General features: G+C 70.5%; 20 protein-coding genes, 1 tRNA gene and 2 pseudogenes. 15 read left to right on the top strand and 8 right to left on the bottom strand.

Going from position 1 to position 23,744, the window contains the following annotated elements; translation table 11 throughout:
* Positions 1–9 precede the first annotated feature (9 nt).
* Positions 10–276, top strand: a pseudogene (locus ACWD5Q_RS23730) (telomere-associated protein Tap); the annotation flags it as partial.
* A gap of 346 nt (positions 277–622) precedes the next feature.
* On the opposite strand, the gene ACWD5Q_RS23735 reads toward ACWD5Q_RS23730, so the two are convergent.
* The gene (locus tag ACWD5Q_RS23735) at positions 623–1,090 is read right to left on the bottom strand and encodes a hypothetical protein (protein ID WP_451429032.1); all 468 of its coding nucleotides are present in this window, start codon (positions 1,088–1,090) and stop codon (positions 623–625) included.
* Positions 1,091–1,894: 804 nt separating this feature from the next.
* Between ACWD5Q_RS23735 and ACWD5Q_RS23740 the strand changes: the two genes are divergently transcribed.
* Both ACWD5Q_RS23740 and fumC read left to right on the top strand, forming a co-directional pair.
* Positions 1,895–3,568 (top strand): NAD-dependent malic enzyme, encoded by a 1,674-nt coding sequence (locus ACWD5Q_RS23740; RefSeq protein ID WP_451429033.1) that lies wholly within the window; start codon positions 1,895–1,897, stop codon positions 3,566–3,568.
* On the top strand, positions 3,565–5,055 hold the full coding sequence (fumC, locus tag ACWD5Q_RS23745; protein ID WP_451429034.1) for a class II fumarate hydratase: 1,491 nt from the start codon (positions 3,565–3,567) through the stop codon (positions 5,053–5,055). The genes ACWD5Q_RS23740 and fumC overlap by 4 nt, the downstream gene beginning before the upstream one ends.
* A gap of 83 nt (positions 5,056–5,138) precedes the next feature.
* On the opposite strand, the gene ACWD5Q_RS23750 is transcribed toward fumC, so the two are convergent.
* Positions 5,139–5,390 (bottom strand): SCO4226 family nickel-binding protein, encoded by a 252-nt coding sequence (locus ACWD5Q_RS23750; RefSeq protein WP_451429035.1) that lies wholly within the window; start codon positions 5,388–5,390, stop codon positions 5,139–5,141.
* Between the two features lie 502 nt (positions 5,391–5,892).
* Entirely contained in the window at positions 5,893–6,594 is a 702-nt protein-coding gene (phoU, locus tag ACWD5Q_RS23755) for a phosphate signaling complex protein PhoU (RefSeq protein ID WP_451429036.1), read from the bottom strand.
* Between the two features lie 247 nt (positions 6,595–6,841).
* Between phoU and ACWD5Q_RS23760 the strand changes: the two genes are divergently transcribed.
* Positions 6,842–8,110, top strand: coding sequence for a sensor histidine kinase (locus tag ACWD5Q_RS23760; protein ID WP_451429037.1), 1,269 nt, complete (start codon positions 6,842–6,844; stop codon positions 8,108–8,110).
* Positions 8,107–8,787 carry a response regulator transcription factor gene (locus ACWD5Q_RS23765; protein ID WP_176101913.1) on the top strand — a complete coding sequence of 227 codons (681 nt, stop codon included), beginning with the start codon at positions 8,107–8,109 and terminating at the stop codon, positions 8,785–8,787. Before ACWD5Q_RS23760 ends, ACWD5Q_RS23765 begins: the two co-directional genes overlap by 4 nt.
* Positions 8,788–8,966: 179 nt before the next feature.
* On the opposite strand, the gene ACWD5Q_RS23770 is transcribed toward ACWD5Q_RS23765, so the two are convergent.
* Positions 8,967–9,626: a DUF461 domain-containing protein gene (locus ACWD5Q_RS23770; protein ID WP_451429038.1), complete on the bottom strand. Its 660-nt coding sequence runs from the start codon at positions 9,624–9,626 to the stop codon at positions 8,967–8,969.
* A 693-nt stretch (positions 9,627–10,319) separates the two neighbouring features.
* Between ACWD5Q_RS23770 and ACWD5Q_RS23775 the strand changes: the two genes are divergently transcribed.
* The 7 genes from ACWD5Q_RS23775 (at position 10,320) to ACWD5Q_RS23805 (ending at position 17,485) form a co-directional block, all read left to right on the top strand.
* Complete coding sequence (locus tag ACWD5Q_RS23775; RefSeq protein WP_003953493.1) at positions 10,320–10,802, top strand: CarD family transcriptional regulator; 483 nt, start codon at positions 10,320–10,322, stop codon at positions 10,800–10,802.
* Between the two features lie 486 nt (positions 10,803–11,288).
* Positions 11,289–12,059 carry a 2-C-methyl-D-erythritol 4-phosphate cytidylyltransferase gene (gene ispD / locus ACWD5Q_RS23780; RefSeq protein WP_451429039.1) on the top strand — a complete coding sequence of 257 codons (771 nt, stop codon included), beginning with the start codon at positions 11,289–11,291 and terminating at the stop codon, positions 12,057–12,059.
* Positions 12,049–12,543, top strand: coding sequence for a 2-C-methyl-D-erythritol 2,4-cyclodiphosphate synthase (ispF, locus tag ACWD5Q_RS23785; protein ID WP_451429040.1), 495 nt, complete (start codon positions 12,049–12,051; stop codon positions 12,541–12,543). The genes ispD and ispF overlap by 11 nt, the downstream gene beginning before the upstream one ends.
* A gap of 55 nt (positions 12,544–12,598) precedes the next feature.
* A complete protein-coding gene (locus ACWD5Q_RS23790) occupies positions 12,599–13,006 on the top strand; it encodes a PPOX class F420-dependent oxidoreductase (RefSeq protein WP_451429041.1) in 408 nt (135 codons plus the stop codon).
* Positions 13,007–13,100: 94 nt separating this feature from the next.
* Positions 13,101–14,516, top strand: coding sequence for a cysteine--tRNA ligase (cysS, locus tag ACWD5Q_RS23795; RefSeq protein WP_451429042.1), 1,416 nt, complete (start codon positions 13,101–13,103; stop codon positions 14,514–14,516).
* Between the two features lie 98 nt (positions 14,517–14,614).
* Positions 14,615–15,553: a 23S rRNA (guanosine(2251)-2'-O)-methyltransferase RlmB gene (gene rlmB / locus ACWD5Q_RS23800; protein WP_451429043.1), complete on the top strand. Its 939-nt coding sequence runs from the start codon at positions 14,615–14,617 to the stop codon at positions 15,551–15,553.
* A gap of 162 nt (positions 15,554–15,715) precedes the next feature.
* Positions 15,716–17,485, top strand: coding sequence for a DoxX family membrane protein (locus tag ACWD5Q_RS23805; protein WP_451429044.1), 1,770 nt, complete (start codon positions 15,716–15,718; stop codon positions 17,483–17,485).
* Between the two features lie 141 nt (positions 17,486–17,626).
* Here ACWD5Q_RS23805 and ACWD5Q_RS23810 read toward each other — a convergent pair whose 3' ends face one another.
* The 3 genes from ACWD5Q_RS23810 to ACWD5Q_RS23820 all read right to left on the bottom strand — a co-directional run bounded on the left by ACWD5Q_RS23810 (position 17,627) and on the right by ACWD5Q_RS23820 (position 20,216).
* Positions 17,627–18,358, bottom strand: coding sequence for a nucleotidyltransferase family protein (locus ACWD5Q_RS23810; protein ID WP_451429045.1), 732 nt, complete (start codon positions 18,356–18,358; stop codon positions 17,627–17,629).
* Positions 18,359–18,406: 48 nt separating this feature from the next.
* On the bottom strand, positions 18,407–18,853 hold the full coding sequence (locus tag ACWD5Q_RS23815) for a hypothetical protein (protein ID WP_451429046.1): 447 nt from the start codon (positions 18,851–18,853) through the stop codon (positions 18,407–18,409).
* Between the two features lie 226 nt (positions 18,854–19,079).
* Positions 19,080–20,216 (bottom strand): ABC transporter ATP-binding protein, encoded by a 1,137-nt coding sequence (locus ACWD5Q_RS23820; protein ID WP_451429047.1) that lies wholly within the window; start codon positions 20,214–20,216, stop codon positions 19,080–19,082.
* Between the two features lie 227 nt (positions 20,217–20,443).
* Here ACWD5Q_RS23820 and ACWD5Q_RS23825 point away from each other — a divergent pair.
* Positions 20,444–20,517 (top strand) — tRNA-Thr (locus tag ACWD5Q_RS23825).
* An 81-nt stretch (positions 20,518–20,598) separates the two neighbouring features.
* Here the strand turns inward: ACWD5Q_RS23825 and ACWD5Q_RS23830 are convergent.
* Positions 20,599–20,898: pseudogene (locus tag ACWD5Q_RS23830) on the bottom strand (tyrosine-type recombinase/integrase); the annotation flags it as partial.
* Positions 20,899–20,967: 69 nt separating this feature from the next.
* Here ACWD5Q_RS23830 and ACWD5Q_RS23835 point away from each other — a divergent pair.
* Both ACWD5Q_RS23835 and ACWD5Q_RS23840 read left to right on the top strand, forming a co-directional pair.
* Positions 20,968–21,321 carry a hypothetical protein gene (locus ACWD5Q_RS23835; protein ID WP_451429061.1) on the top strand — a complete coding sequence of 118 codons (354 nt, stop codon included), beginning with the start codon at positions 20,968–20,970 and terminating at the stop codon, positions 21,319–21,321.
* 324 nt (positions 21,322–21,645) lie between these two features.
* Positions 21,646–23,538 (top strand): Ig-like domain repeat protein, encoded by a 1,893-nt coding sequence (locus ACWD5Q_RS23840; protein ID WP_451429048.1) that lies wholly within the window; start codon positions 21,646–21,648, stop codon positions 23,536–23,538.
* The last annotated feature ends 206 nt before the right edge of the window (positions 23,539–23,744 follow it).

Raw genomic sequence — 23,744 nt, forward strand, 5'->3', positions numbered from 1 at the left:
GTCCCTGGTAGGGGCCTGGTCAAGGGCGGCCTGGGCAAGCTGCGCGAGCGCCCGCGCGGCGAGGGCTGGAGGCCCGGCCAGCCGTGGCGGGCGTCGTCCCGCCCGACGTGGCGGCCGGACATCCGCGCAGCGGTTATCTCCCGCACCCGGATCAACCTGCACCGCAAGATCGTCAAGCACGCGGCGTTCGCCGGCGAGTACCCGGTTGCGACCCTGTCCGACTGCGTCGTGTACGCGGCCGACGGGCCGTCGCCGCTGGACTTCCTGCCCTATCGGAACCGGCTCCGGCACCTGACCGTCGCCCTGCCGCCCCGAGAGGCCCGGGTGCTGCGGCAACATTATCGAGACCGGCACCGACGGAGTTGCGACGCTCTGTGATCACGGAGACCTGTGCCCCCCTCGCTGCCCAGGTCTCCATCCTGCCTATCTGCGCGATCTAAGTACAGAGCCGGATCGCCCGCCTTCCGAACCTCCCACAGGCCAACCGACTTGAGGATGGTCATCTGGGCCGGATCACACTGCCCATCGGTGGCGGGCGGTGTGATCCGGCGGTCGCGGCGGCGCTATCTCACTTTGCCGCGACATGCACAGCTTTCGCGGCGGCCGGTCTGAAACAGGCGGTTCAGTAGAACCGCGGGCTCTCCACATCGCCGACGTAGCTGCCGTTCACCCAGGCTCCCGCGGAGATCACATAGGGGTCGTTCGTCGGCGGGGTAAAGGTTTGGCCGCCATTAGGCGGCGCGTAGTAGGTGCCCGGGTAGGCGGTGCCGTTCTGGGCCGCGGTCGGGGTGGAGCACCCGAAGTCCCAGGCCCAGGGGCCGTTGGGGTTGAGGGCGTCGATGGCATGTGCGCAGTACGTGACGGTCTGGCCGGTGTAGTTTTCGAATCCGAAGACGCTGCTGACGCTTCTGTCGGACCAGGCGCGGAAGCAGGAGTCGATCTTTATGCCGGGTACGATCTGCGCGAAGGAGCCATTCGTATTGTCCGACCGACATACATTGGGTGCCTGGGCGCTGGCGCTGGGCGCCATGAACAGGCTGCCGCCCAGCGCGGCGGCGAAAGCCGCGGCGGTCGCGACAAGGGATTTCATCGAACGCATGGTTTCTGACTCTTCCTGTGATGACTGATTGACCGTACGTGTGCCCGCTTGCCCGCGCCTCGCTCGAGCGCCATCGAGCCCGCATGCGCCTGACTCACTCGTCGCTGCGCCCACCGGTCACGGCTTCCGATCCGCGCTGAGCGATCAGCCGACGTGTCACACCCGGCGGGCGTGCGGAGCCGGGATGGCTGGGAGCGCTTACATGCCCGGCGGGATGCCGTCGCGCTCAGCTGGTTGTGCAAAGCGGCGCGACCAGGTTGCCCGAGTCGGCTCGGTGGAGTCCCCTTTCCCACACGGCCCCGCACACCTGGCCCCCAGACGCTGCGTGCCAGGGCACGACTTCGCAGGTGGCACCGGTGAACAGGGCGCGGTTTGCGTTCGAACGCCAATCTAGGACCGGCAACGCATCGTGTGGAGTGCCAAGTTGCACAGTGAAGCGGGGGTTCCGGTGCCGCAGTGCACAGCGAGCCCGGGGAAGCGCAGGTGGGACGGCGCAGGTGGGACCATCACCTACCTCCGCCAGGAGGTGAGGGAGCACGCCGCCCGTGCTGAGAGGTGCGCCGATGCAGCCGGTCGGCAACCCCGAGCTGGCGCCAGGGTCTCGATCCGGACCGGACGGTCGTCGTCGGTCACAGCGGTATGGGTGGCCGGCCCCGGGAGCCGTAGCGGGGCGTGATCGGCGAGCGGCGGCGTGGCTGTGGGCGCACAGTGGAAGCAGTGGTGGGTGGCTTTCCGGTCCGGGTTCGGGTGGCGGGGCGCGATGCGCGACAGCCGAATACGCGACAGGAGGCCATCATGAGCAGGAAGACCGTGCACAATCCGGTCACCCCGGGCGTTCTGGCGGATCCGTTCCGCAATCACGGCGTGGCGTTCACCGAGGCGGAGCGGGACGCCCAGGGGCTGACCGGGCGCCTGCCGTCCGGGGCGCTGACACTGGAGCAGCAGGCGCAGCGCGCGTACCGGCAAATGCAGTCCCAGGGCAGCGACTTGGCCAAGAACGTCGACCTGGAGCAACTGCACGACCGTAACGAGACCCTGTACTTCAAGGTGCTGACCGAGCATCTGGTGGAGCTGCTGCCGATCGTCTACGACCCCACGGTCGGTGAGGCGATCGAGAAGTACTCCCATGAATACCGCCGCCCGCGCGGCGCCTTTCTGTCCATCGACCGGCCCGATGAGATGGAGCAGGCCTTCGCCACGTTCCAGCTCGGGCCCGAGGACGTGGACCTGATCGTGTGCACCGACGCGGAGGAGATCCTCGGCATCGGCGACTGGGGTGTGGGGGGAGTCCAGATCGCGGTGGGCAAGCTCGCGGTGTACACCGCGGCCGCCGGAATCGACCCGCGCCGGGTGATCCCCGTGTCGCTGGACGTGGGAACGGACCGTGAGTCTTTGCTGAACGACCCGCTGTACGTGGGCAATCGGCACCGTCGGGTGCGCGGCGCCGACTACGACGCGTTCATCGAGAAGTACCTGCGGACCGCGTCGTCGATGTTCCCGGACGCCCTGCTGCACTTCGAGGACTTCGGCCCCGGTAACGCCCGGCGGATCCTTCAGACGTACGGGAACACGTACCGCATCTTCAACGACGACGTCCAGGGCACGGGTGCGATCACCCTGGCCGCGGTGCTGTCGGCGATCAAGGTGAGCGGTGTGCCGATGCGGGACCAGAGGCTCGTGGTCTTCGGCGCCGGCACCGCCGGCGTGGGTATCGCCGACCAGTTGCGGGACGCCATGATCCGCGACGGTGCGAGCCGCGAGCAGGCCACCGCGCAGGTCTGGCTGATCGACAAGCAGGGCCTGCTCATCCGTGACATGACCGACCTGCGGGACTACCAGCAGCCCTACGCGCGCGACCGGGCCGAGGTCGCCGGCTGGGCGGCCGACGGCGGCGCGATCTCGCTGCCGACGACCGTGCGCCAGGTGAAGCCGACCATCCTGCTGGGCACCTCCACGGTGCACGGGGCGTTCACCCGTGAGGTCGTCGAGGCCATGGCCGAGGGCACCGAGCGGCCGATCATCCTCCCCATCTCCAACCCGACCTCGCGGATCGAGGCCATGCCCGCCGACGTCATCGCCTGGTCCCGGGGCAAGGCCCTGGTCGCGGTCGGCATCCCCGTCCCGCCCGTCGAGTTCGACGGGGTCACCTACACCATCGGCCAGGCCAACAACGCGCTGCTGTACCCCGGGCTGGGGCTCGGCACGATCGTCTCCCGCGCGTCGAGAGTGACGGCGGGCATGCTTCTTGCGGCCGCGCGGGCGGTGGCGGAGCAGGTCGACGTGTCCGCACCGGGCGCCTCCCTGCTGCCGCCCGTGGAGAACCTGCGGGAGTCCTCGGCCCTGACCGCCGCCGCCGTGGTCGGCGCGGCGGTCGACGAGGGTGTCGCGGCCCACAAGCCGGCCGATCCCGGGCAGGCCGTCCGGGAGGCCATGTGGGAGCCCGGCTACACCGACGGAGCGGCGTCATGAGCGGGCGCTCCGGCACGGACCGGTCCGCCCCGGCCCCGCACGAGCCCGCACCGAAGATCCTCGACGTGCCCATCGGCCTGCACGCGAGCGGCACCCGGCGGGAGACCGACTCCATGGGCGCCATCGAGGTCCCGGCGGACCGGTACTGGGGAGCGCAGACGCAACGGTCCCTGATCCACTTCTCCATCGGGGACGACCGGATGCCGAAGGCGGTCTACCACGCCTACGGGTACGTCAAGAAGGCCGCCGCGCTGGTCAACGGCCGGGCCGGGCGGCTGCCCGGCTGGAAGTCCGAGCTGATCCAGAAGGTGGCCGACGAGGTCATCGCCGGCAAGCTGGACGAGAACTTCCCGCTCTATGTGTGGCAGACCGGGTCCGGGACGCAGTCCAACATGAACACCAACGAGGTGATCAGCAACCGGGCGATCCAGCTCGTCGGGGGCGAGCTGGGCAGCAAGTCCCCGATCCACCCCAACGACCACGTCAACATGGGCCAGTCCTCCAACGACACCTTCCCCACCGCGATGCACATCGCCGCGGTCAAGGCGGTGCACGAGCGACTGCTGCCCAGCGTGCAGGCGCTCCAGCAGGCGATCGAGGCCAAGGCGGAGCAGTGGCGCGACGTGGTGAAGATCGGCCGCACGCATCTGGAGGACGCGGTCCCGCTCACCGTCGGGGAGGAATGGTCCGGCTACGCCCGCCAGCTGACGCAGGCCGTCGACCGGGTCGCCGTGTCCGCGGAGGGCCTGTTCGAGCTGGCCGCGGGCGGCACCGCCGTCGGCACGGGGCTCAACGCCCCACCCGGGTTCGGCGAGCAGGTCGCCGCCGAGATCGCCACCGAGACCGGCTACCCGTTCATCACCGCCGAGAACAAGTTCGCCGCCCAGGGCGGCCTGGACGCCATGGTCGGCGCGTCCGCCGGGCTGCGCGCCGTGGCCGTGTCGCTGATGAAGATCGCCAACGACCTGCGGTGGCTGGCCTCGGGGCCGCGCTGCGGCCTCGGCGAACTGGTCCTCCCCGCGAACGAGCCGGGTTCCTCGATCATGCCGGGCAAGGTCAACCCGACCCAGTGCGAGGCGATGGTCATGGTCTGCATCCAGGTGCTGTCCGAGGACACGGCCGTCGCCTTCGCCGGCTCCCAGGGCAACTTCGAGCTGAACGCCATGCGCCCGGTCATCATCAGCAACTTCCTGCACGCGGCCACCATCCTCGCGGACGCCTGCACCAAGCTGCGCCGGTACTGCATCGAGGGCGCCCAGCTCGACCGCTCCCGGATCGACGAATTCGTCCACCGGTCCCTGATGCTGGTCACCGCGCTGTCACCGGCGATCGGCTACGACAAGGCCTCGGCCATCGCCCACAAGGCCGACGACGAGGGCACCACCCTGCGCGAGGCCGCCCTGGCCACCGGCTACGTCAGCGCCGAGGAGTTCGACCGCATCGTCGACCCGGCCGCCATGGTCGGCCATGCGGCGGGCGGCGCATGACACGGTGGCCCCGGACCTCACCGGCGGCCGGACCTCACGGGCGGCGGCATGGGCGGGATATACACCTGCTGACCCCCGGCCGGTCACCAGATGGACAGCGGCACCGGGTGGATCTCGTCGGGCGCGTGGCCGGCGCGTTCGTGGACGCGGCGGACCGCTTCGGCCGAGGGTGCCTCGGAGAGGCAGTACACCGTGCCCGACTCCGGGTCCGCCCAGGCCCGCTCGAAGTGCACGCCCTCCTCCTTCTCCACGGCGAGGTCGGCCCGGTGAGCCTGCTTCAGCTGCTCGTCCGTGATGCCCCGCATGCCGTGGTGGACGTCCATGAACTGCGTCATGGTCCGCACCTCCTTCCGGGTGCGCACGCCTGCTTCCTCCTCCATGTTGCGCCCGTACGACCCGGGCGGCCAGGGAGACATGGAGGAGGAGCCCCGCGTCCGCCGGGCCCCTCCTCCTCGTGCTCCGTATGCGGTTGTCGGTTGTCGGTTGTCGGTTGCCGGTTGTCGGGCGAGGTCGTGCGTGCCGTACGTCGTCAGCCGCACTGACAGGGCGCGCCCGACTGGCATCCGCATCCGCAGCCGGAGCCGCAGCCGCATGCGCCGACCAGGGGGAGGCTCTTGATCTCGGTGGGCTGCTCGGTCTCGCGCACCTGCGTGGGGTCGGGCGTGCTGGGGGCCTCGGCCATGGGTCCCTCCTCGGGTCTGACGAGACTGTGCCTGTGCCCATTCCATGCCCGCTACGGCAGGCGCATCAACGGCGCACGGAGGCTCGCCGACTCCCGGCCGGGCTCCTTCGACCCCGGCGCGGCCCCTTCCGCCCCGGCAGGTCCGCAGGCGTCGGTCAGGCGCCTTCGCCGCCCGTCACCGGCTGGATGTCCGGCTGGGTGTCGGACTGGAAGTCGTCGGCGTGCTCACCCGTCACCAGGTACACCACCCGCTTCGCCACCGCCACCGCGTGGTCGGCGTAGCGCTCGTAGTAGCGGCCCAGCAGGGTGACGTCCACGGCCGTCTCTATGCCGTGCTTCCAGCGGTCGTCGATCAGGTGCTGGAACAGCGTGCGGTGCAGGAGGTCCATCTCGTCGTCGTCCTGCTCCACCTGCATCGCCAGGTCGACGTCCTTCGTGATGATGACCTCCGTGGCCTTCGCCATCAGGCGCTGCGCGAGCTGGCCCATCTCCAGGATCGTCGCGTGGAGGTCGTGCGGGACGGCGCGCTCCGGGAAGCGCAGCCGGGTCAGCTTCGCGACGTGCTGGGCGAGGTCGCCCGAGCGCTCGAGGTCGGCGCTCATCCGCAGCGACGTGACGACGATGCGCAGGTCCGTGGCCACCGGCTGCTGGCGGGCGAGGAGGGCGATCGCGCGCGCCTCCAGGTCATGCTGAAGATCGTCGATCTTCTTGTCGCCCTCTATCACTGCTTCCGCCAGCTTGAGGTCGGAGTCGAGGATCGCCGTCGTGGCGCGTCCGATCGCCGACCCGACGAGCCGGGCCATCTCGACCAGGCCCTCGCCGATCGAGTCAAGTTCCTCGTGGTACGCGTCCCGCATCAGGATGTCCCTCTCTTACGTCTGCTTCGGGGGGCCGGGGGCCGGGGCCCGTCGTCGTCACCATGGCGAACACGGCGAACACGGCGCCCTTCCGGTCCCCACACTTCCACGTTCCGGTCCGTACGCGACTGTTTCCGGCATCCCAAATGAATCAGTACTGGCTCCAAGGTGAACTCTGAGCGACGAGTGTTCGAGGTCGCACGCGCATGGCTGTGGGTAAGCCTCAGGACGTGCCTAACCTGGGTGCATGGACGTGAACGCGGCGGTCGCCGCAGCGGCAGCGATCGCCGGAGTGCTCACCGGCGTCATCGCCATGCTGGCGTTCCGCTGGAGCGAGCGCGACCAGAAGCGCCCCACCCGCAGTTCCCTGCACACCGACGCCGTGCTTCCGCCGGGCGTGGACACGGTGCTGTCCGTGCTGCGGTCCTCGGCCGTCGTGCTCGACGAATCCGACGCCGTCGTCAAGGCCAGCTCCGCCGCCTATGCCCTCGGCCTCGTGCGCGGCGGCAAACTCGCGGTCGACCCGATGCTCCAGATGGCACGCGACACCCGGCGCGACGGAGAGATACGCCAGGTCGAGCTGGACCTGCCGCGCCGCGGCACCGGGCGCGGAGAGGCCCTCGCCGTCTCCGCGCGCGTGGCCCCGCTCGGCTCCCGGCTGGTGCTGCTGCTCGTCGAGGACCTCACCGAGGCCCGGCGGATAGAGGCGGTGCGCCGCGACTTCGTGGCGAACGTCAGCCATGAGCTGAAGACACCGGTGGGCGCCCTGTCGCTGCTCTCCGAGGCCGTGATGGACGCCTCCGACGACCCCGAGGCCGTGGACCGCTTCGCGGGCCGTATGCAGATCGAGGCCACCCGGCTGACCAATCTGGTGCAGGAACTCATCGACCTGTCACGGGTGCAGAACGACGATCCTCTCGAGGACGCCGAACCCGTGCGCGTCGACGAACTCGTCGCCGAGGCCGTCGACCGCTGCCGCCACCAGGCCGGCACCAAGCAGATCACGATGGCCGCCGGAGGCACCGCGGACCTGCATGTGTGGGGCAACCGCGGTCAGCTGGCCGCGGCCCTCGGCAACCTCGTCGAGAACGCCGTCAACTACTCGCCCGCCCGTACCCGCGTCGGCATCGCCGCCCGCAGGCTCTCGGCGACCGGCGGGGACATGATCGAGCTGGCCGTGACCGACCAGGGCATCGGCATCTCCGACAAGGACAAGGAGCGCATCTTCGAGCGCTTCTACCGCGTTGATCCGGCCCGCTCCCGTGCCACGGGCGGTACGGGCCTGGGTCTCGCGATCGTCAAGCATGTGGCCGCCTCGCACGGCGGGGAGGTCACGGTGTGGAGCTCGGAGGGACAGGGCTCCACGTTCACCCTGCGGCTGCCGGAGGCGGGTGCGGCCCGCGACCGCGCGACCGATCATCCGGCCGACCTCGAAGACGAGGACGGCCGGCCCGACGGGACGACCACCGTCTCATCCCCGTACGAACCGCTTCCCGCTCCGGAGGTCCTTCCGTGACCCGTGTGCTCGTCGTCGAGGACGAGGAGTCCTTCAGCGACGCCCTGTCCTACATGCTCCGCAAGGAGGGCTTCGAGGTCGCCATCGCGACCACCGGGCCCGACGGCCTCGACGAGTTCGAGCGCAATGGCGCCGATCTCGTCCTGCTCGACCTGATGCTGCCCGGCCTGCCCGGCACCGAGGTCTGCCGGCAACTGCGCGGCCGGTCCAATGTCCCGGTGATCATGGTGACCGCCAAGGACAGCGAGATCGACAAGGTGGTCGGTCTGGAGATAGGGGCCGACGACTACGTCACCAAGCCGTTCTCCTCGCGTGAGCTGGTCGCCCGTATCCGGGCCGTCCTGCGCCGCCGCGGTGAGCCGGAGGAGGTGGCGCCGGCCGCGCTGGAGGCCGGGCCGGTCCGCATGGACGTCGACCGCCACGTGGTGACGGTCGCCGGCTCGAAGGTCGACCTGCCGCTGAAGGAGTTCGACCTCCTGGAGATGCTGCTGCGCAACGCGGGCCGTGTCCTGACCCGTATGCAGCTCATCGACCGCGTCTGGGGTGCCGACTACGTCGGCGACACCAAGACCCTGGACGTCCACGTCAAGCGGCTGCGCGCCAAGATCGAGCCGGACCCGGGCGCCCCGCGCTACCTGGTCACGGTCCGTGGCCTCGGTTACAAGTTCGAGCCGTAAACCGGCCCACGGCCGCACGGTCCTCCTGACCGCGCGGCCCGACGACCGCACGACGAAGGGCGGCACCCCCGGCGGGGTGCCGCCCTTCGTTCGCGTCGTTCGCGTGTACGGGGCCGGACGTGCAGATGTCGCGTACGGCCGTACGTCCGTACGGACGGGGCCGCGGCCCCGTCCCGGTGTCAGTGGCCGGCGGAGCTGGAAGCGGTCGCCGTCGCGCTCGAGGACGCGCCGTGCCCGGGCTTGCCGGACGAGCCCGGCGCCGGCTTCGAGGGCTTGGCGCTCGTGCTCTGCGTCGGCGAGGCGGCGGCGGTGGCGGGCGGCGTGGGGATGCTGCTCGGTCCCCACGTGGTGAAGTAGCTCTCGGCCGGCACCACGAACGCCTGCAGGCTCACGTCACCGGTCTTGCTGAAGCCGAACGTGACCTTCTGCGCACTGCCGTTCTGGACGGAGGTGCCCAGGTTGTCCAGGACGGCGGAGGCGCTGTTCTTGCCGCCGATGACGAGGGAGCCGCCGGCCGGGACGGTCAGCGCGCCCGAGCCCTTGGCGGGGGAGAGGGTGGCGGTGCCGACGCCGTCCACGCTGATCGAGTCCAGCGTCTGGGCGGTGCGGCCGGTGTTGAAGACGGTCGCCGAGACCACCGCGGGGCCGGTGGCCTTCGGGTCGGGCTGGGTGATGACGAGAGCGTTCTGGACCTTGATGTCGCCGACGCTGGTCGCGGCGTTGTCCGGCTTGACCTCCAGCGTCTGGCTGCTGTTGCCGGCGCCGCAGGCGGCGAGCGAGGCGATCGAGAACGCGATGGCGGCGGCGGCGAGAGCGCCGCGTCGAAGGCTGCTGCTCACGGCGGCGGCAACTCCTTGAACGTGGGCGGAGTAGGGCGACTCCCTGATAAAGCCACCCTAAGTGTCTGTCAGCGGCCTTAGGGTACCGAGCCGTTCCCGGGCGGCTTCACCCGACCCTCCCCAAGGGCCCGGGTTCGTTCGGGAAGGGGGGTCCGGCACGGGTCCCCCGGGATGCGGCGCGGTCCCCGGAGGCCGTCCGCCGGGCCCGCCCCCACCCACCACTGTGACCTCACCGTTCGCACCTGTCTCAACAGCCACGTTGACCTCGGCTTGGTCATTCATTCACATAACCGCCCGGGGATCCGCCTGCGGATTTCCGCTAAGGAATGCGCGGCGGTCCCGAAAATCGATCACGAGGGCAACAAGCGGGGATCGGTGCCTGGCTTGATCAATTCCCGATTCGGCCCGTACGCGACCACGGGCACCGAACGGAGTAGTGTAAGTCGAGCGCTTGGGGCCGGACAAAAGGGGACGTTCAGGCGTTGGCTGGAGGCCCCCGCAGCGTGTAGCGTACGGGTTTCCCTGCGCCCGCAGAGCCGCTCCCACCTGCGAATACCCTCTTCCGCTCACCCCTCGCAGCACGTTCCTGTCGCGGTTGTCAAGCCCCGAGATATGCCCTGACCTGCGAAAACGCCATTCAGAAGACGCGGTTTCCGTGTTACCCTGGATAGCCACGGAAGGGGTACCTGTCACATGACGTTCAAGGTTGGCGACACCGTGGTCTATCCCCATCACGGGGCCGCGCTGATCGAGGCCATCGAAACTCGCCAGATCAAAGGCGTGGACAAGACCTACTTGGTGCTGAAGGTCGCCCAGGGTGACCTGACGGTGCGTGTGCCAGCGGACAATGCGGAGTTCGTCGGCGTACGTGATGTGGTCGGTCAGGACGGGCTGGACCGGGTCTTCGAGGTGCTGCGCGCGCCGTACGCCGAGGAGCCCACGAACTGGTCGCGTCGCTACAAGGCAAATCTGGAGAAGCTCGCCTCCGGCGATGTCATCAAGGTCGCGGAAGTCGTGCGTGACCTGTGGCGTCGCGAGCGCGAGCGCGGACTGTCCGCGGGTGAGAAGCGGATGCTCGCCAAGGCTCGGCAGATCCTGGTGAGCGAGCTGGCCCTCGCGGAGAACACGAACGAGGACAAGGCCGAGGCGCTGCTCGACGAGGTCCTCGCGTCCTGACGCCCTTCCGTTCCGTCCGGCTCCCCCCGAGGGCCTCGCCCGGCCCGTGGGAGGCGCGTGGCGGACGGACCGGTGCACAGCACCCATGCACATGCCGTGGTGCCCGATGACGCAAGAGCTGTCGCCGGGCACTGCGGCATGTTCGTACCCGGCTGTGGCATGTCGTCCTCACAAGCGCGCGTCCTGCCCGCGGGCACGCGTCGTACTCGCAGGCACGCGTCCTCCCCGCGGGCAGATGCGCACAGCGGGCAGATGCGCACAGGGAGCCTCGCCGGGATGTGAAGTCCTGCCCGGGTGTCGTACGCCGGGAGGAAACCCCGATACTTGGCGTGCCGGGCCCGGGCAGCTGGCTCGACCAGATGTCACGGAAGGGTCCGGTCAAGGCTCGTGCCCGGCACTCCCCCCAGGCTCTCTGCCGTGTTCGAGCAGGGGGCACCCCCAGGGCCATACCCATCCCCGCCGAGCACACAAACCTGACAGGAACCGATGTCTGACGAATCGCGCCCTTCACCCACCGGAGCCCTTCCCCACGCGGGGACCCGCATCGCCGCGGTGATTCCGGCCGCCGGCCGGGGAGTTCGCCTCGGTCCGGGCGCCCCCAAGGCGCTTCGCATGCTGAACGGCACCCCCATGCTCATCCACGCGGTGCGCGCGATGGCCGCGTCCCGCGCCGTCTCCCTGGTGGTCGTCGTGTCCCCGCCGGACGGCGCCGCCGAGGTCAAGTCGCTCCTCGACGCGTACGCGCTGCCCGAGCGCACGGACTTCCGGGTCGTGCCCGGCGGGGACACGCGTCAGGAGTCCGTGAAGCTGGGTCTTGACGCGCTGCCGCCGGAGTACGAGATCGTCCTCGTCCACGACGCGGCCCGCCCGCTCGTCCCGGAGGACACGGTGGACGCGGTGATCCAAGCGGTACGGGACGGCGCGCCCGCCGTGGTGCCGGCGCTGCCGCTCGCCGACACCGTCAAGGAGGTCGAGCCCGCCGCCGCACCCGGGGAGCCGGAACCGGTGGTCGCCACCCCGGAGCGGGACCGGCTGCGCGCGGTGCAGACACCGCAGGGCTTCGACCGCGCCACGCTGGTCCGGGCGCACGAGACGGTGACGGACGACGTCACGGACGACGCGAGCATGGTCGAGCAGCTCGGGCTGGGGGTCGTGGTGGTGCCCGGCCACGAGGAGGCCTTCAAGGTGACGCGGCCCCTGGACCTGGTGCTGGCGGAGGCGGTCCTCGCCCGCAGGAGGCTGACCGATGGCTTCTGAGCCACCGCCGCTGCCGCAGGTGGGCATCGGCACCGACATCCACGCCTTCGAGGAGGGGCGGGAGCTGTGGTGCGCGGGCCTGAAGTGGGAGGGCGAGGGACCAGGGCTCGCGGGCCACTCGGACGCGGACGTGGTCGCGCACGCCGCGTGCAACGCGCTGTTCTCGGCGGCCGGTCTCGGCGACCTGGGGCAGCACTTCGGCACGGGCCGCCCCGAGTGGTCGGGCGCCTCCGGCGTCGCGCTGCTGACCGAGGCGGCGCGGATCGTCCGCTCGGCCGGCTTCCGGATCGGGAACATCGCGGTGCAGGTCGTCGGACCCCGCCCGAAGATCGGCAAGCGCCGCGAGGAGGCGCAGAAGACCCTCTCGGAGGCGGCGGGCGCTCCCGTGTCGGTCTCGGGCGCGACGACGGACGGCCTCGGCTTCCCGGGGCGCGGCGAAGGACTGATGGCGGTCGCGACGGCGCTCGTGGTGCGGGTGGACTGAGGGCGTGCGAGGGTACCCGAGGAGTCACCAGTGACCGAGGTCCCGGAGGTACCCCATGGCAGCCGCCGCTCTGTCCGACCGGCTCAAGGCCCTGCTCGACCGCCCCGTCTTCGTCGTCGTCGGCACGATCCAGCCCGACGGGGGCCCGCAGCTGTCCCCGGTGTGGGTCAAGCGCGAGGGTGATCACCTCCTCGTCTCCACCACCGTGGACCGGCGCAAGAAGAAGAACCTGGACCGCGACGCCCGGGTGAGCGTCGTGGTCCAGGACCCCGACTCGCCGTACGAGTACGCGGAGATCAGGGGGACCGCGGAGCTGACGGCTGAGGGCGCCCGGGACCTCATCGACGAGCTGTCGCTGAAGTACACCGGCAAGAGGTACGCGGAGTTCAACCCGGAGTCGGTGCGGGACGCGGAGCGGGTCGTGGTGCGGATCGTCCCGCGGAAGGTGGCCGGGCAACTGTGATCCCGGGTCCCCGGCGCCCTTGCGGTAGGTCACGAATGTGCGGCCGTCGGGCGCACCGGGCGTGGCACTCCCCATGGCCCACTACCCTGGACACGTGACTATTCGCCTGTACGACACCAGCGCCCGGCAGATCCGTGACTTCACCCCGCTCCAGCCGGGTTGCGTCTCGATCTACCTGTGTGGTGCCACCGTGCAGGCGCCGCCGCACATCGGGCACATCCGCTCCGGCCTGAACTTCGACATCATGCGCCGCTGGTTCGAGTACCGCGGCTTCGACGTGACGTTCATCCGCAACGTCACGGACATCGACGACAAGATCATCAAGAAGGCGCGCGAGCAGAACCGCCCGTGGTGGGCCATCGGCTACGAGAACGAGCGGGCCTTCAACGACGGCTATCGCGCCCTCGGTTGCCTGCCGCCCACCTACGAGCCCCGCGCCACCGGCCATGTGCCCGAGATGATCGAGATGATGCGCGGGCTCATCGAGCGGGGACACGCCTACGAGGCCGACGGCAACGTCTACTTCGACGTGCGCTCCCTGCCCGGGTACCTGTCGCTGTCCCGGCAGGACCTCGACGAGCTGCGCCAGCCCGCCGAGGAGGGCGAGAGCGGCAAGCGCGACGCGCGTGACTTCGCCCTGTGGAAGGCCGTGAAGCCGGGCGAGCCGAGCTGGGAGACGCCCTGGGGGCAGGGCCGCCCGGGCTGGCACCTGGAGTGCTCAGCGATGGCGCACAAGTACCTCGGGTCCGTCTTCGACATCCACGGCGGCGGGATCGACCTGATCTTCCCGCACCACGAGAACGAGATCGCCCAGGCCAGGGCCTACGGTGACGAGTTCGCCCGGTACTGGGTGCACAACGCCTGGGTCACGATGAGCGGCGAGAAGATGTCGAAGTCCCTCGGCAACTCGGTGCTCGTCTCCGAGATGGTCAAGCGCTGGCGCCCCATCGTGCTGCGCTACTACCTGGGCACCCCGCACTACCGCTCGACGATCGAGTACAGCGAGGAGGCCCTGCTCGAGGCCGAGTCCGCGTTCGCCCGGATCGAGGGCTTCATGCAGCGCGTGGTGGAGAAGGCCGGCGGCGCCGTCGAGCCCGCCGGCGAGGTGCCGCCCGCCTTCGCCGAGGCGATGGACGACGACCTGGGCGTACCGCAGGCGGTGGCCGTGCTGCACACCACCGTCCGGCAGGGCAACAGCGCGCTGGCAGCCGATGACAAGGAGGCCGCCGTGGCGCGGCTCGCCGAGGTGCGGGCCATGCTCGGCGTCCTCGGCCTCGACCCGCTCGATGCGCGGTGGTCCGGGGAGGACGACCGCGGCGAGGCTGTGTTCAATAAAAAGGTGCACGGGGTCGTCGACAGCCTCGTGGGCCTGGTGCTCCAGCAGCGTGAGGCGGCCCGGGCCCGCAAGGACTGGGCCACCGCGGACGCCATCCGCGACCACCTCAACCAGTCGGGGCTCGTCATCGAGGACAGCCCCCAGGGCCCGCGCTGGACGCTCGGCCCGCGCTGACCGCGTCCCGGCGACTCCTTGATCGATTGTGCCGTCCGGCCCTCCGGGCGGCACACTGCAGAGACGTACATACGAAGGCTTCAACAGACAGGTAGGTCATGGCCGCGAACAACCGCCGCATGTCCGGCAAGAAGGGCGCGCAGGTCGGCAGCGGCGGCAAGCGGCGCCGCGGACTGGAGGGCAAGGGCCCGACGCCGCCCGCCGAGATGCGCAAGGGGCACGCCAAGCAGCGCGCCGCCCAGGCGAAGGCGCGCCGCGTCCAGGTGCGCCCCCAGCGTCGTACGGGCGGCAAGGCGTCGTCCGAGCTGGTCGTGGGGCGCAACCCGGTCGTCGAGGCGCTCCGCGAGGGCGTGCCCGCGTCCACGCTGTACGTCCAGCAGTTCATCGACAGCGACGAGCGGGTGCGCGAGGCGCTCCAGCTCGCGGCGGAGCGCGGCGGGATCAACCTCATGGAGGCCCCGCGTCCCGAGCTCGACCGGATGACGAACGGCCTCAACCACCAGGGCCTGGTCCTGCAGGTCCCGCCGTACGAGTACGCGCACCCCCAGGACCTCGTCGACGCCGCGTTCGCCGAGGGCGAGGACCCGCTGATCGTCGCCCTCGACGGGGTGACCGACCCGCGGAACCTGGGCGCGGTCGTGCGGTCCGTGTCGGCCTTCGGCGGGCACGGGGTCGTCGTGCCCGAGCGGCGCGCGGCCGGGATGACCGCCGGTGCGTGGAAGACGTCCGCCGGTACCGCCGCTCGTACGCCCGTCGCGCGCGCCACCAATCTGACGCGCGCCCTGGAGGCGTACAAGAAGGCGGGCATCACGGTCGTCGGGCTCGCCGCGGACGGGGAGGTCGAACTCGGCGACCTCGACGCCCTCCAGGGGCCGGTCGCGATCGTGGTCGGCAGCGAGGGCAAGGGCCTGTCGCGGCTGGTGGGCGAGACGTGCGACGTCCGGGTGCGGATCGCGATGCCGGGCGGCGCCGAGTCGCTCAACGCGGGCGTGGCCGCGGGGATCGTGCTGTACGAGGTGGCCCGCAGGCGCGCCTGACGCCGGCGGCCGCCGGGCGTGAACCGACGTTTCCGGCAGGTCCGGACGGCCGTTCGCATGCTCGCCCGTACGGGGGAAAGCGGTCGTACCGGATGAGCTTGACGGGGTCCGGACAGATCCGCGCGGTCAAAGCAGTGTCCTAACCACACGTCACTCGGTTAGATGAGTGTGGACACCAGAACACGCCGCACACCCACGGGGGAGCGGTCGTCGGGATTCGACGACACCCCCGCGCTGAGCATGGTGAAGGTGCCGAGCGACCCGGCGCAGGTCGTCGTCAACCATGCGAGCTTCCGCGTGCAGTTGGGCGCGTCGACGCGGCGCGCTCCGTCCCCGCGCGCGGCGCGGCAGTCGAGCGCCCCCCAGGATGTCGCGCACCTGCCCCTCGTCGGCCAGGCGGACGGAACGGGCGTCCCGGGCCGCCGTCGCCCCGTCGTCTGGAGCGGGAGGTCCGCGCCCGGCGACAGCGGAGCCCACCGGCTGCTCCAGGCCGTACGGAGCCAGAGCCTGCTCAACGGCGAGGAACCGGCCGGCGACCCGGGCGCGACGCAGTTCCTGTCCCGCCTCGGTATGCGGGACCTGCCCGGGAGTCATGGCCTCGACGCCGGCGCGACCCGGCTGCTGCCGCACATGCGGAGCGCGGGCAGCGCCTACGACGAACACGTCCACGAGGCACCGCTCTACGGCGGACCGGCCTACGACGAGCCGCCCTACGACGGCAGGGCCTACGGAGGCAGGGCCTACGACGAACCCGCCTACGACGAACCCGCCTACGACGAACTCGGCGCGCCCGGCCACGGGGAACCGGCCTACGGCGGCCCCCTGTTCAGGGACGAGGTCCCCGCCGCGGAACCGGAGTCGCGGGGCAGGCGGCGCGGGGGCACGCCGGCCGCGTCCGCCGCCGCGGCCGGGGTGCGGCACGCCTACTATCCGGGCCGCCGGATGAACCTCGGCGTCGTGCTGCTGCCGCTGCGTATCTTCCTGGGCTCCATCTCCGCCTACGCCGGCATGGGCAAGCTCTGCGACCCCGTCTACTTCGACGGCGGGAAACGGGGCTCCATGGTCACCTGGCTCAGCACACTCCACCCTTGGCAAGTCGCCGAGCCGCTGCGCCAGTTCGCGCTCCAGCACCCCGTCGGGACCGGGCTCGTCGTCGCCTTCCTCCAGGTGATCGTGGGCGTGCTCACGGTTCTCGGCCTGTGGCAGCGGGTCGCGGCCGGGTTCGGCGCGCTGCTGTCGGCGGCGCTCATCGTCACCGTGAGCTGGCAGTCCGCTCGGGCGTACGACGTGCCCGACATCATCTACCTCGCGGCCTGGTCGCCGCTCGTCATCGCCGGGGCGCCGGTGTACTCCGTGGACGGCCGTCTCGCGGGCGGCGCCTGGCGCAGGCTCGGTCCGCGGGCGGACATCTGGGAGCTGCGGCGGTACGTGCTGCGCCGGGGCGCGCTGGTGACCGCGCTGGTGACCGGGGTGACGCTGCTCGTCGGGTCCCTGCTCGGCGGGGCGGTGCGGGACGCGGACCGCGTGGTCGTCCCCGGACCCGGGGAGGCGCCGCGCAACGAGCTGCCGGGCTCGCCGCTGCCCGTGACGCCGAGCGGGCGGCAGCACACGTCGAGCCCCTCGGCCTCGCGGCCCTCGGTGACGCACGGGGCGACCTCGTCGTCGCCGTCGAGCGCGGTCACCACGCCGGGTACGGCCGGGGCGACCGGCACCGTCACCGGCGGCCAGCCGAGCCAGACCCAGGGCACCGCGGGCCAGGCCCCGCCGCAGCACTCGGCACCGGTGCGGCAGGCCCCGAGCACCACCGCGGGGCCATCGTCCTCGGGCGGCAGCGGCACGGGCGGCCCGACGGGCGGGGCGAGCGGCAGCAGCAGCGGCGGAAACAGCTCCGGAGGCGGCTCGGGCCATCTGGTGGGCGGCCTCCTGGGCTGACCCCGGCCGGCCCCGGGACGACAGAGCCCCGCACCCGGGAGGTGCGGGGCTCTCGCACGCCCCGCCGGCCATGACAGAGCGTGGGGACCCCTCCGCGTCGGGTAAGGGACTGGTGGGCGCGGAGGGCGGTCCGGGGGCGGGTCAGCGGCCCAGGGCCGCCAGTTCCTTGGCCGCCTCGGTGAGGTCCTTCGCCGTGTCGATGGCCCGCCAGTAGGCGCCCTGCGGGAGGGGGAAGCCGGCCAGGCGGTGTTCCCGGGCCAGCCGGGGGAAGGTCGTGCGCTCGTGGTCGCCGCGCTCAGGGAGCATCTTGGCGAACTCGGCGGAGAACACGTAGACACCCGCGTTGATCTCGAACGTCGACGGCGGGGCCTCGATGAAGTCCGTGACGTGTCCGAAGCCGTCCGTCTTGACGGCACCCCACGGGATGCGCGGGCGGGCCAGCGCGAGCGTGGCGGCCGCGTCGCGCTCGGTGTGGAAGTCCGCCATGTCCCGCAGCGAGAACCGGGTCCAGATGTCGCCGTTCGTCGCGTACCACGGCTTGTCGGGGTACGGCAGGTGCTCGGCGGCGTACCGCAGACCGCCGCCACGGCCGAGCGGCTCCGCCTCGACGACCGTCGTGACGCGCACGGGCAGCTCGGCGGTGTCCAGCCACCGCTGGAGGACGTCGGCGAGGTGGCCGCTGGAGACCACGACGTCCGTGACCCCCTCTTCGGCGAGCCAGGTGAGCTGGTGGCCGATGATCGGGGTCCCGGTGCCCGGGATCTCCACCATCGGCTTGGGCCGGTCGTCGGTGTACGGACGCAGCCGTGAGCCCTGGCCCCCGGCCAGGATGACGGCTTGAACGGGGCGCGAGGCGGCGTTCGGATCGGTCATGACCGAACTGTACGTCGCGCGCCCCGTCCGCCGTCCGGACGCCGGGCCTCAGCCGTGCCGCGTGGCCACGCCCGAGGCGAAGGAGGTGTCGCAGACCGGGCGGGCGTAGGACTGGGCGAGGGCGGGGCCGTAGAGACGGACGGCGGCGCGGCCGAGCGCGCGGGCGATGGACGCGCAGTGCCGCGCCAGCGACGGGCGGCCGTCGACCGCCTGCTGGAGGTGGCTGAGCGCGACGCCCGGGTTCCTGTCCTGGAGCTCCAGCAGGAGCCTGTCGCGCAGCACGTCCTGCGGGGCGCGGGAGGAGGCGCGCGTGGAGACGTCTGCGGCGGACGCGGCGAGCACCGAGTTCGACGAGCCCCCCGACCAGTTCACGCGGGTGACCGCGAGGGTCCCGGACAGCACCAGGACGACGGGCAGGACGAGGGCCAGGGTGCGGCCGATCCGGTGGGCGGGGCCACGGCCGCGCCGTGTCCGAGGAGGAGTGGTGTGCTTCACGCGAGTGAGGGTAGCGCGGGGTAGTGATTTGGCGACAATTAGTCACCGGTTCGAGGGATGAGAAGGCGACGATTTCTGGGTAGGGGTTGACGCGCGTGGTCGAAATGCCGCGTATGCCGGGGTATTTGTCGACAGCGAAGAGGGCCCCGCGGTCATGGTGATCCGCGGGGCCCTCTTCGTCGTTCCATTCCGGTACGGGCACCCGGCCCGGTCCGGTGGGCGGACCTCAGTCGGAGAGGCGCTCGCCGGTCGAGGTCGAGAACACGTGGGTCTCGCCCGGCCGCGGCACGATGTGCAGCTTGGCACCCTTCTCCGGCACCTGACGGCCGCCGACGCGGACCACCAGCTCCTTGGTCTCGTCGCCGATCCGGGCGGTGCCGTAGACGTAGCCGTCGGCGCCCAGTTCCTCGACGACGTTCACGGAGACGGCGAGGCCGTGCGGGGCGTCCTCGGTGTCCTTGGACAGCGAGGACGCGGCCGCGCCGCCCAGCTCGACCACGTCGAAGTGCTCGGGGCGGACGCCGACGGTGACCGTGCGCTCCCCCCGGTCGGCGGCGGCCTTGAGGGCCTCGCGGTTGACCGGTACGACGCTGTTGCCGAACTTCACGCCGCCGTCCGTGATCGGGACCTCGACGAGGTTCATGGCCGGGGAGCCGATGAAGCCGGCGACGAAGAGGTTGGCCGGGCGGTCGTACATGTTGCGCGGCGAGTCGATCTGCTGGAGCAGACCCTTGTTGAGCACGGCCACGCGGTCGCCCATCGTCATGGCCTCGACCTGGTCGTGGGTGACGTAGACGGTGGTGATGCCGAGACGGCGCTGGAGCGACGCGATCTGCGTACGGGTGGAGACGCGGAGCTTGGCGTCGAGGTTGGACAGCGGCTCGTCCATCAGGAAGACCTGCGGCTCGCGCACGATGGCGCGGCCCATGGCGACACGCTGGCGCTGACCGCCGGAGAGCGCCTTCGGCTTGCGGTCCAGGTACTCGGTGAGGTCGAGGATCTTCGCGGCCTCCTCGACCTTCTTGCGGATCTCCGCCTTGGCCACGCCGGCGATCTTGAGCGCGAAGCCCATGTTGTCGGCGACCGTCATGTGCGGGTAGAGCGCGTAGTTCTGGAACACCATGGCGATGTCCCGGTCCTTGGGCGGCAGATGCGTGACATCACGGTCGCCGATCCGGATGGTGCCGGCGTTCACGTCCTCGAGCCCCGCCAGCATCCGGAGCGAGGTGGACTTGCCGCAGCCGGACGGGCCGACCAGGACGAGGAACTCCCCGTCCTCGATCTCGATCTCGAGCGCGTCGACGGCGGGCTTCTGCGACCCCGGGTATATCCGGGTCGCCTTGTCGAACGAGACAGTGGCCATGGTGAATGGGCCCCCTTCACCGGCAGGAACGTGCCGGACGATCCGTTGTAAAGGCGGTGCGCCACTACGGGGTTCCGTCGTGGCAGTAGTCCACAAGGGTGAACTGGCTCAGGACGCTACCTCCCCTTCACCTGCTCTGTCAGTACCCGGGAGTCTGTGAACTTCGCGGAAACTTTCGACGGTCCGGGTCCGGGACCTGGGTACACTGCTCAGGCGCACCCGCGTACGCCTCCTTAGCTCAGCTGGTCAGAGCGCCGCTCTTGTAAAGCGAAGGTCGTCGGTTCGAATCCGACAGGGGGCTCTCCCGCTGAACAGTGCAGACGCCCCGGCCGATGATCGGTCCGGGGCGTCTGACATCCACGAGTGACATCAACAGGGGCGGTCACTCACGGTCGGGGCGGCGCATGAGCCGGCGGTCCATGTGGCTGATGGCCTCGCGCTGCGTGTCCGATGTCACGTGCGTACAGACGTCCATCGTGATGCTGATCTGGCTGTGGCCCAGGATCTCCATGACGACCCGGGGCGCGACGCCGGCCGTGGTGAGGAGCGTGGCGCAGCCGTGCCGGGCGTCGCGCAGACGGATGCGCCGAAGGCCGGCGGCGGCCGTGATGCGGAAGAACGACCGGTTCACGTTCTGCGGGTCGATCGGACGGCCGGTGCGAGTGATGAAGACGTACACAGAGAAGCGGACCTCGTGCCCTTTGCGTGCCCGATGGGACGGCGGCCGACGGGGAACACCGGGGAATATCCCATGAACGCGCAGGTCAGCGTCTTGCCAGGTCAGCACCGACCCACGTACGCGATCTTCCGAACTGGTGCCGAACGTGTCGACGGCTCGGTTGAATCAACCGGGATGCAGCGCACAGCCGACTATCTCTTCAAGCTTGGACAGCACCCACGGGGTCACGTCATCGAGGTCTCGATCAATGTCCGGCACCACGATCTCAACTCCAGGGCCGACGACTACTTCACACCGCCGGGCGGGGAGAAGTTCCAAGAGCCCAAACTGGATCTTGGTTACCTGCTCCCCATCGACCACCACGGTGCGATCTTCGGCGACGAGTCTGATCACCGGCACACCGTAGCGGCTGACATCCACGCCTGACTTCAACGACGCCGGCCGAAGGTGTGCACCAGCCCCCTGTCCGGCTGTCGCACCCGTCGACGACGGCCTCCGGAGCGGGTTCGGATCGAACGAAAAGGGCGGGTGGGAAACCCCGGGTCGGTTGTCGTTGCCGTGACGTAGACTCCGTGCCCGCAGCCCGAGGTGCGCGGTGGCCGCTGCGCCGGGGCGGAGGTCTCCGCACCCGACTGCCCTACCGCGCCGGGCTCCACCTGCTTTCCTGCTGTCCACCATTGGGGGCTCACGCCTGTGCGTACGCGCAGCACATCCTTAGCGACCGCCACCGCGGTCCTACTCGGTTCGATAGTGCTCGGCTTCGGTGCCGCGGCACCCGCGTCGGCGACGTCGGCGCCCGCCGTCACCGTCGCCTCGGACGGCGGCATCGTCGCCGACGGCCCGCTGAACCGGGTCTTCGTCGGCGACCACACCGCCGGCACCGTCTACGCCGCCGACCAGAACGGCGCGAAACTCGGTTCGCTCACCGGCATCCTCGGCGTCTCCGGCCTGGCCGTGTCCACCGACGGCTCGACCCTGTACGCCGCCGCGTCCACCTCGCACGAGATCGTGGCCATCGACGCGGCCACGCTCACCGTCAAGGCCCGCTACCCGATCGACACCGGCGAGGGGCCCACGTATGTGGCCTTCGCCGGGGGCAAGCTCTGGTTCAGCTACGGCAACCAGTGGGCCGCCAGCCTGGGCTCCGTCGACTCCGCCGGCACGGTGACGCTGGGTCAGGCCCCGCAGAACTTGCTCTGGAACCCGGAGGCGCTGAGCGCCAATCCGGCCGAGCCGAATCTGCTGACGGCCGTCACCCAGGGCTCGTCGCCGAGCACGGTGACCGTGTTCGACGTCTCCAGCGGAACGCCCCAGACCGTGTCCTTGGTGACCCCCTACAGCGGGCCCGTGGAGATCGCCGGTGACGTCGACCTCATCCCCGGCGGCGGGCTGTTGCTCGACGGCACCTACCGCATGAGCTACACCCAGAACAGCTGGACCGAGACCGGGGCCTACCCCAACACCGGTGCGGGGAACGGCGATGTCTCTCCCAGCGGCATGGTCGCCCAGGTTGCGGGCGGCACCGTGCGCATCTATCAGCCGAACGGCACCCAGCCGATCCACTCCTATGCCACCAACGCCCAGACGGTCGACGTCGTCTGGGCACCGGACGACTCGCGGGTCTACGCCTTGGAGGGTGCCTACAGCAGCGGCAGCGGCTCGCCGACCAGCTACACCCTCAAGGTCCTCACCGACCCCACGCGCAACGTGCCGACGCTGTCGGTGAAGGCCCCCACCAGCGCGCCGCGCGCCAAAAAGCTCACCGTCACCGGCAAGATCAGTGCGACGGTGCCGCTCCCGGCCGGCATCAAGCTGCAGGTCACCCGCTCCGACCTGGACAGCCCCAGGGGCAAGGCGCTGGCCTCGGTCACCACCGGCTCCGGCGGCACGTACAGCTTCGACGACACCCCGCCGGCCGGCGGCACGGTGACCGACACGGTCTCGTACGCGGGTGACGCCACGCACACCCCCGTCAGCACCTCGGCCAAGGTCGCGGTCTCCCGCACCACGCCCACACTGACCGTCACCAACAACGGCAAGCACTACAACTACGGCACGAAGGTCACCTACACGGTGCACCTCGGCTCGGAGTACAAGAACCGCACGGTGGCGATCTACGGCGACCCGTACGGCGCCGACCAGGCCAAGCGGCTGCTGAAGAGCGGCACGGTCAACTCCTCCGGCAACCTGTCGGTATCGGTGACCATGTACCGCAACTGGACCTTCAGCACCGTCTACACGGGCGACGACCGCACCGCGTCGAAGACGGTCACCACCCACGCGTACACCTACGCCCGGCTCTCGACGGCGCTCTCGAAGCAGTACAAGACCGCGAAGATCGGGTCCACCACCTACGCGTACTACCACAAGAACACCGCGCCGGTGCTCAGCACCAGCATGAACTACTACAAGGGCCGCAAGGCGCGGCTCGACTTGCAGGTCTACTACAACGGCGCCTGGTACGCCTCCGACTCCGAGTACTTCGCGCTCTACTCCGACGGCAATGTGTCGGTGAACCTGGGAGCCCCGGGCAAGTCCGGCCTCCGCGCCCGCGTCCGCGCCGTCTACGTCGAGGGCGGCTCCGGCGACTCCGTGAACGCCACCACGTACGGCAGTTGGAAGTACATGGACTTCACCAACTGACCTACAACGGAAACGGAACGGCCTCCGGGCGGCGCATCACCGCGCCCGGGGGCCGTTCCGCGTCGCGCGTCGGTGTCCCCTCATCCGCTGCGCTGGTTGTGGGTGTCCCCGATGGCAGGCTGGAGTCGGCAACCGGTTGCCCTGTCCGCACGCCCACTTGCCGGGCAAGCATCAATTCTGAAGCCGGGTATTCCGGCGCAAGTACA

It is taken from the genome of Streptomyces sp. NPDC002513 (genome assembly GCF_053595355.1).

Bases quoted from the DNA above. Each gene is read 5' to 3' on its own strand.
- ACWD5Q_RS23735 (WP_451429032.1), bottom strand. From the start codon at position 1,090: ATGAAATCCCTTGTCGCGACCGCCGCGGCTTTCGCCGCCGCGCTGGGC.
- ACWD5Q_RS23740 (WP_451429033.1), top strand. From the start codon at position 1,895: ATGAGCAGGAAGACCGTGCACAATCCGGTCACCCCGGGCGTTCTGGCG.
- fumC (WP_451429034.1), top strand. From the start codon at position 3,565: ATGAGCGGGCGCTCCGGCACGGACCGGTCCGCCCCGGCCCCGCACGAG.
- ACWD5Q_RS23750 (WP_451429035.1), bottom strand. From the start codon at position 5,390: ATGACGCAGTTCATGGACGTCCACCACGGCATGCGGGGCATCACGGAC.
- phoU (WP_451429036.1), bottom strand. From the start codon at position 6,594: ATGCGGGACGCGTACCACGAGGAACTTGACTCGATCGGCGAGGGCCTG.
- ACWD5Q_RS23760 (WP_451429037.1), top strand. From the start codon at position 6,842: ATGGACGTGAACGCGGCGGTCGCCGCAGCGGCAGCGATCGCCGGAGTG.
- ACWD5Q_RS23775 (WP_003953493.1), top strand. From the start codon at position 10,320: ATGACGTTCAAGGTTGGCGACACCGTGGTCTATCCCCATCACGGGGCC.
- ispD (WP_451429039.1), top strand. From the start codon at position 11,289: ATGTCTGACGAATCGCGCCCTTCACCCACCGGAGCCCTTCCCCACGCG.
- ispF (WP_451429040.1), top strand. From the start codon at position 12,049: ATGGCTTCTGAGCCACCGCCGCTGCCGCAGGTGGGCATCGGCACCGAC.
- ACWD5Q_RS23790 (WP_451429041.1), top strand. From the start codon at position 12,599: ATGGCAGCCGCCGCTCTGTCCGACCGGCTCAAGGCCCTGCTCGACCGC.
- rlmB (WP_451429043.1), top strand. From the start codon at position 14,615: ATGGCCGCGAACAACCGCCGCATGTCCGGCAAGAAGGGCGCGCAGGTC.
- ACWD5Q_RS23805 (WP_451429044.1), top strand. From the start codon at position 15,716: ATGAGTGTGGACACCAGAACACGCCGCACACCCACGGGGGAGCGGTCG.
- ACWD5Q_RS23810 (WP_451429045.1), bottom strand. From the start codon at position 18,358: ATGACCGATCCGAACGCCGCCTCGCGCCCCGTTCAAGCCGTCATCCTG.
- ACWD5Q_RS23820 (WP_451429047.1), bottom strand. From the start codon at position 20,216: ATGGCCACTGTCTCGTTCGACAAGGCGACCCGGATATACCCGGGGTCG.
- ACWD5Q_RS23835 (WP_451429061.1), top strand. From the start codon at position 20,968: ATGAACGCGCAGGTCAGCGTCTTGCCAGGTCAGCACCGACCCACGTAC.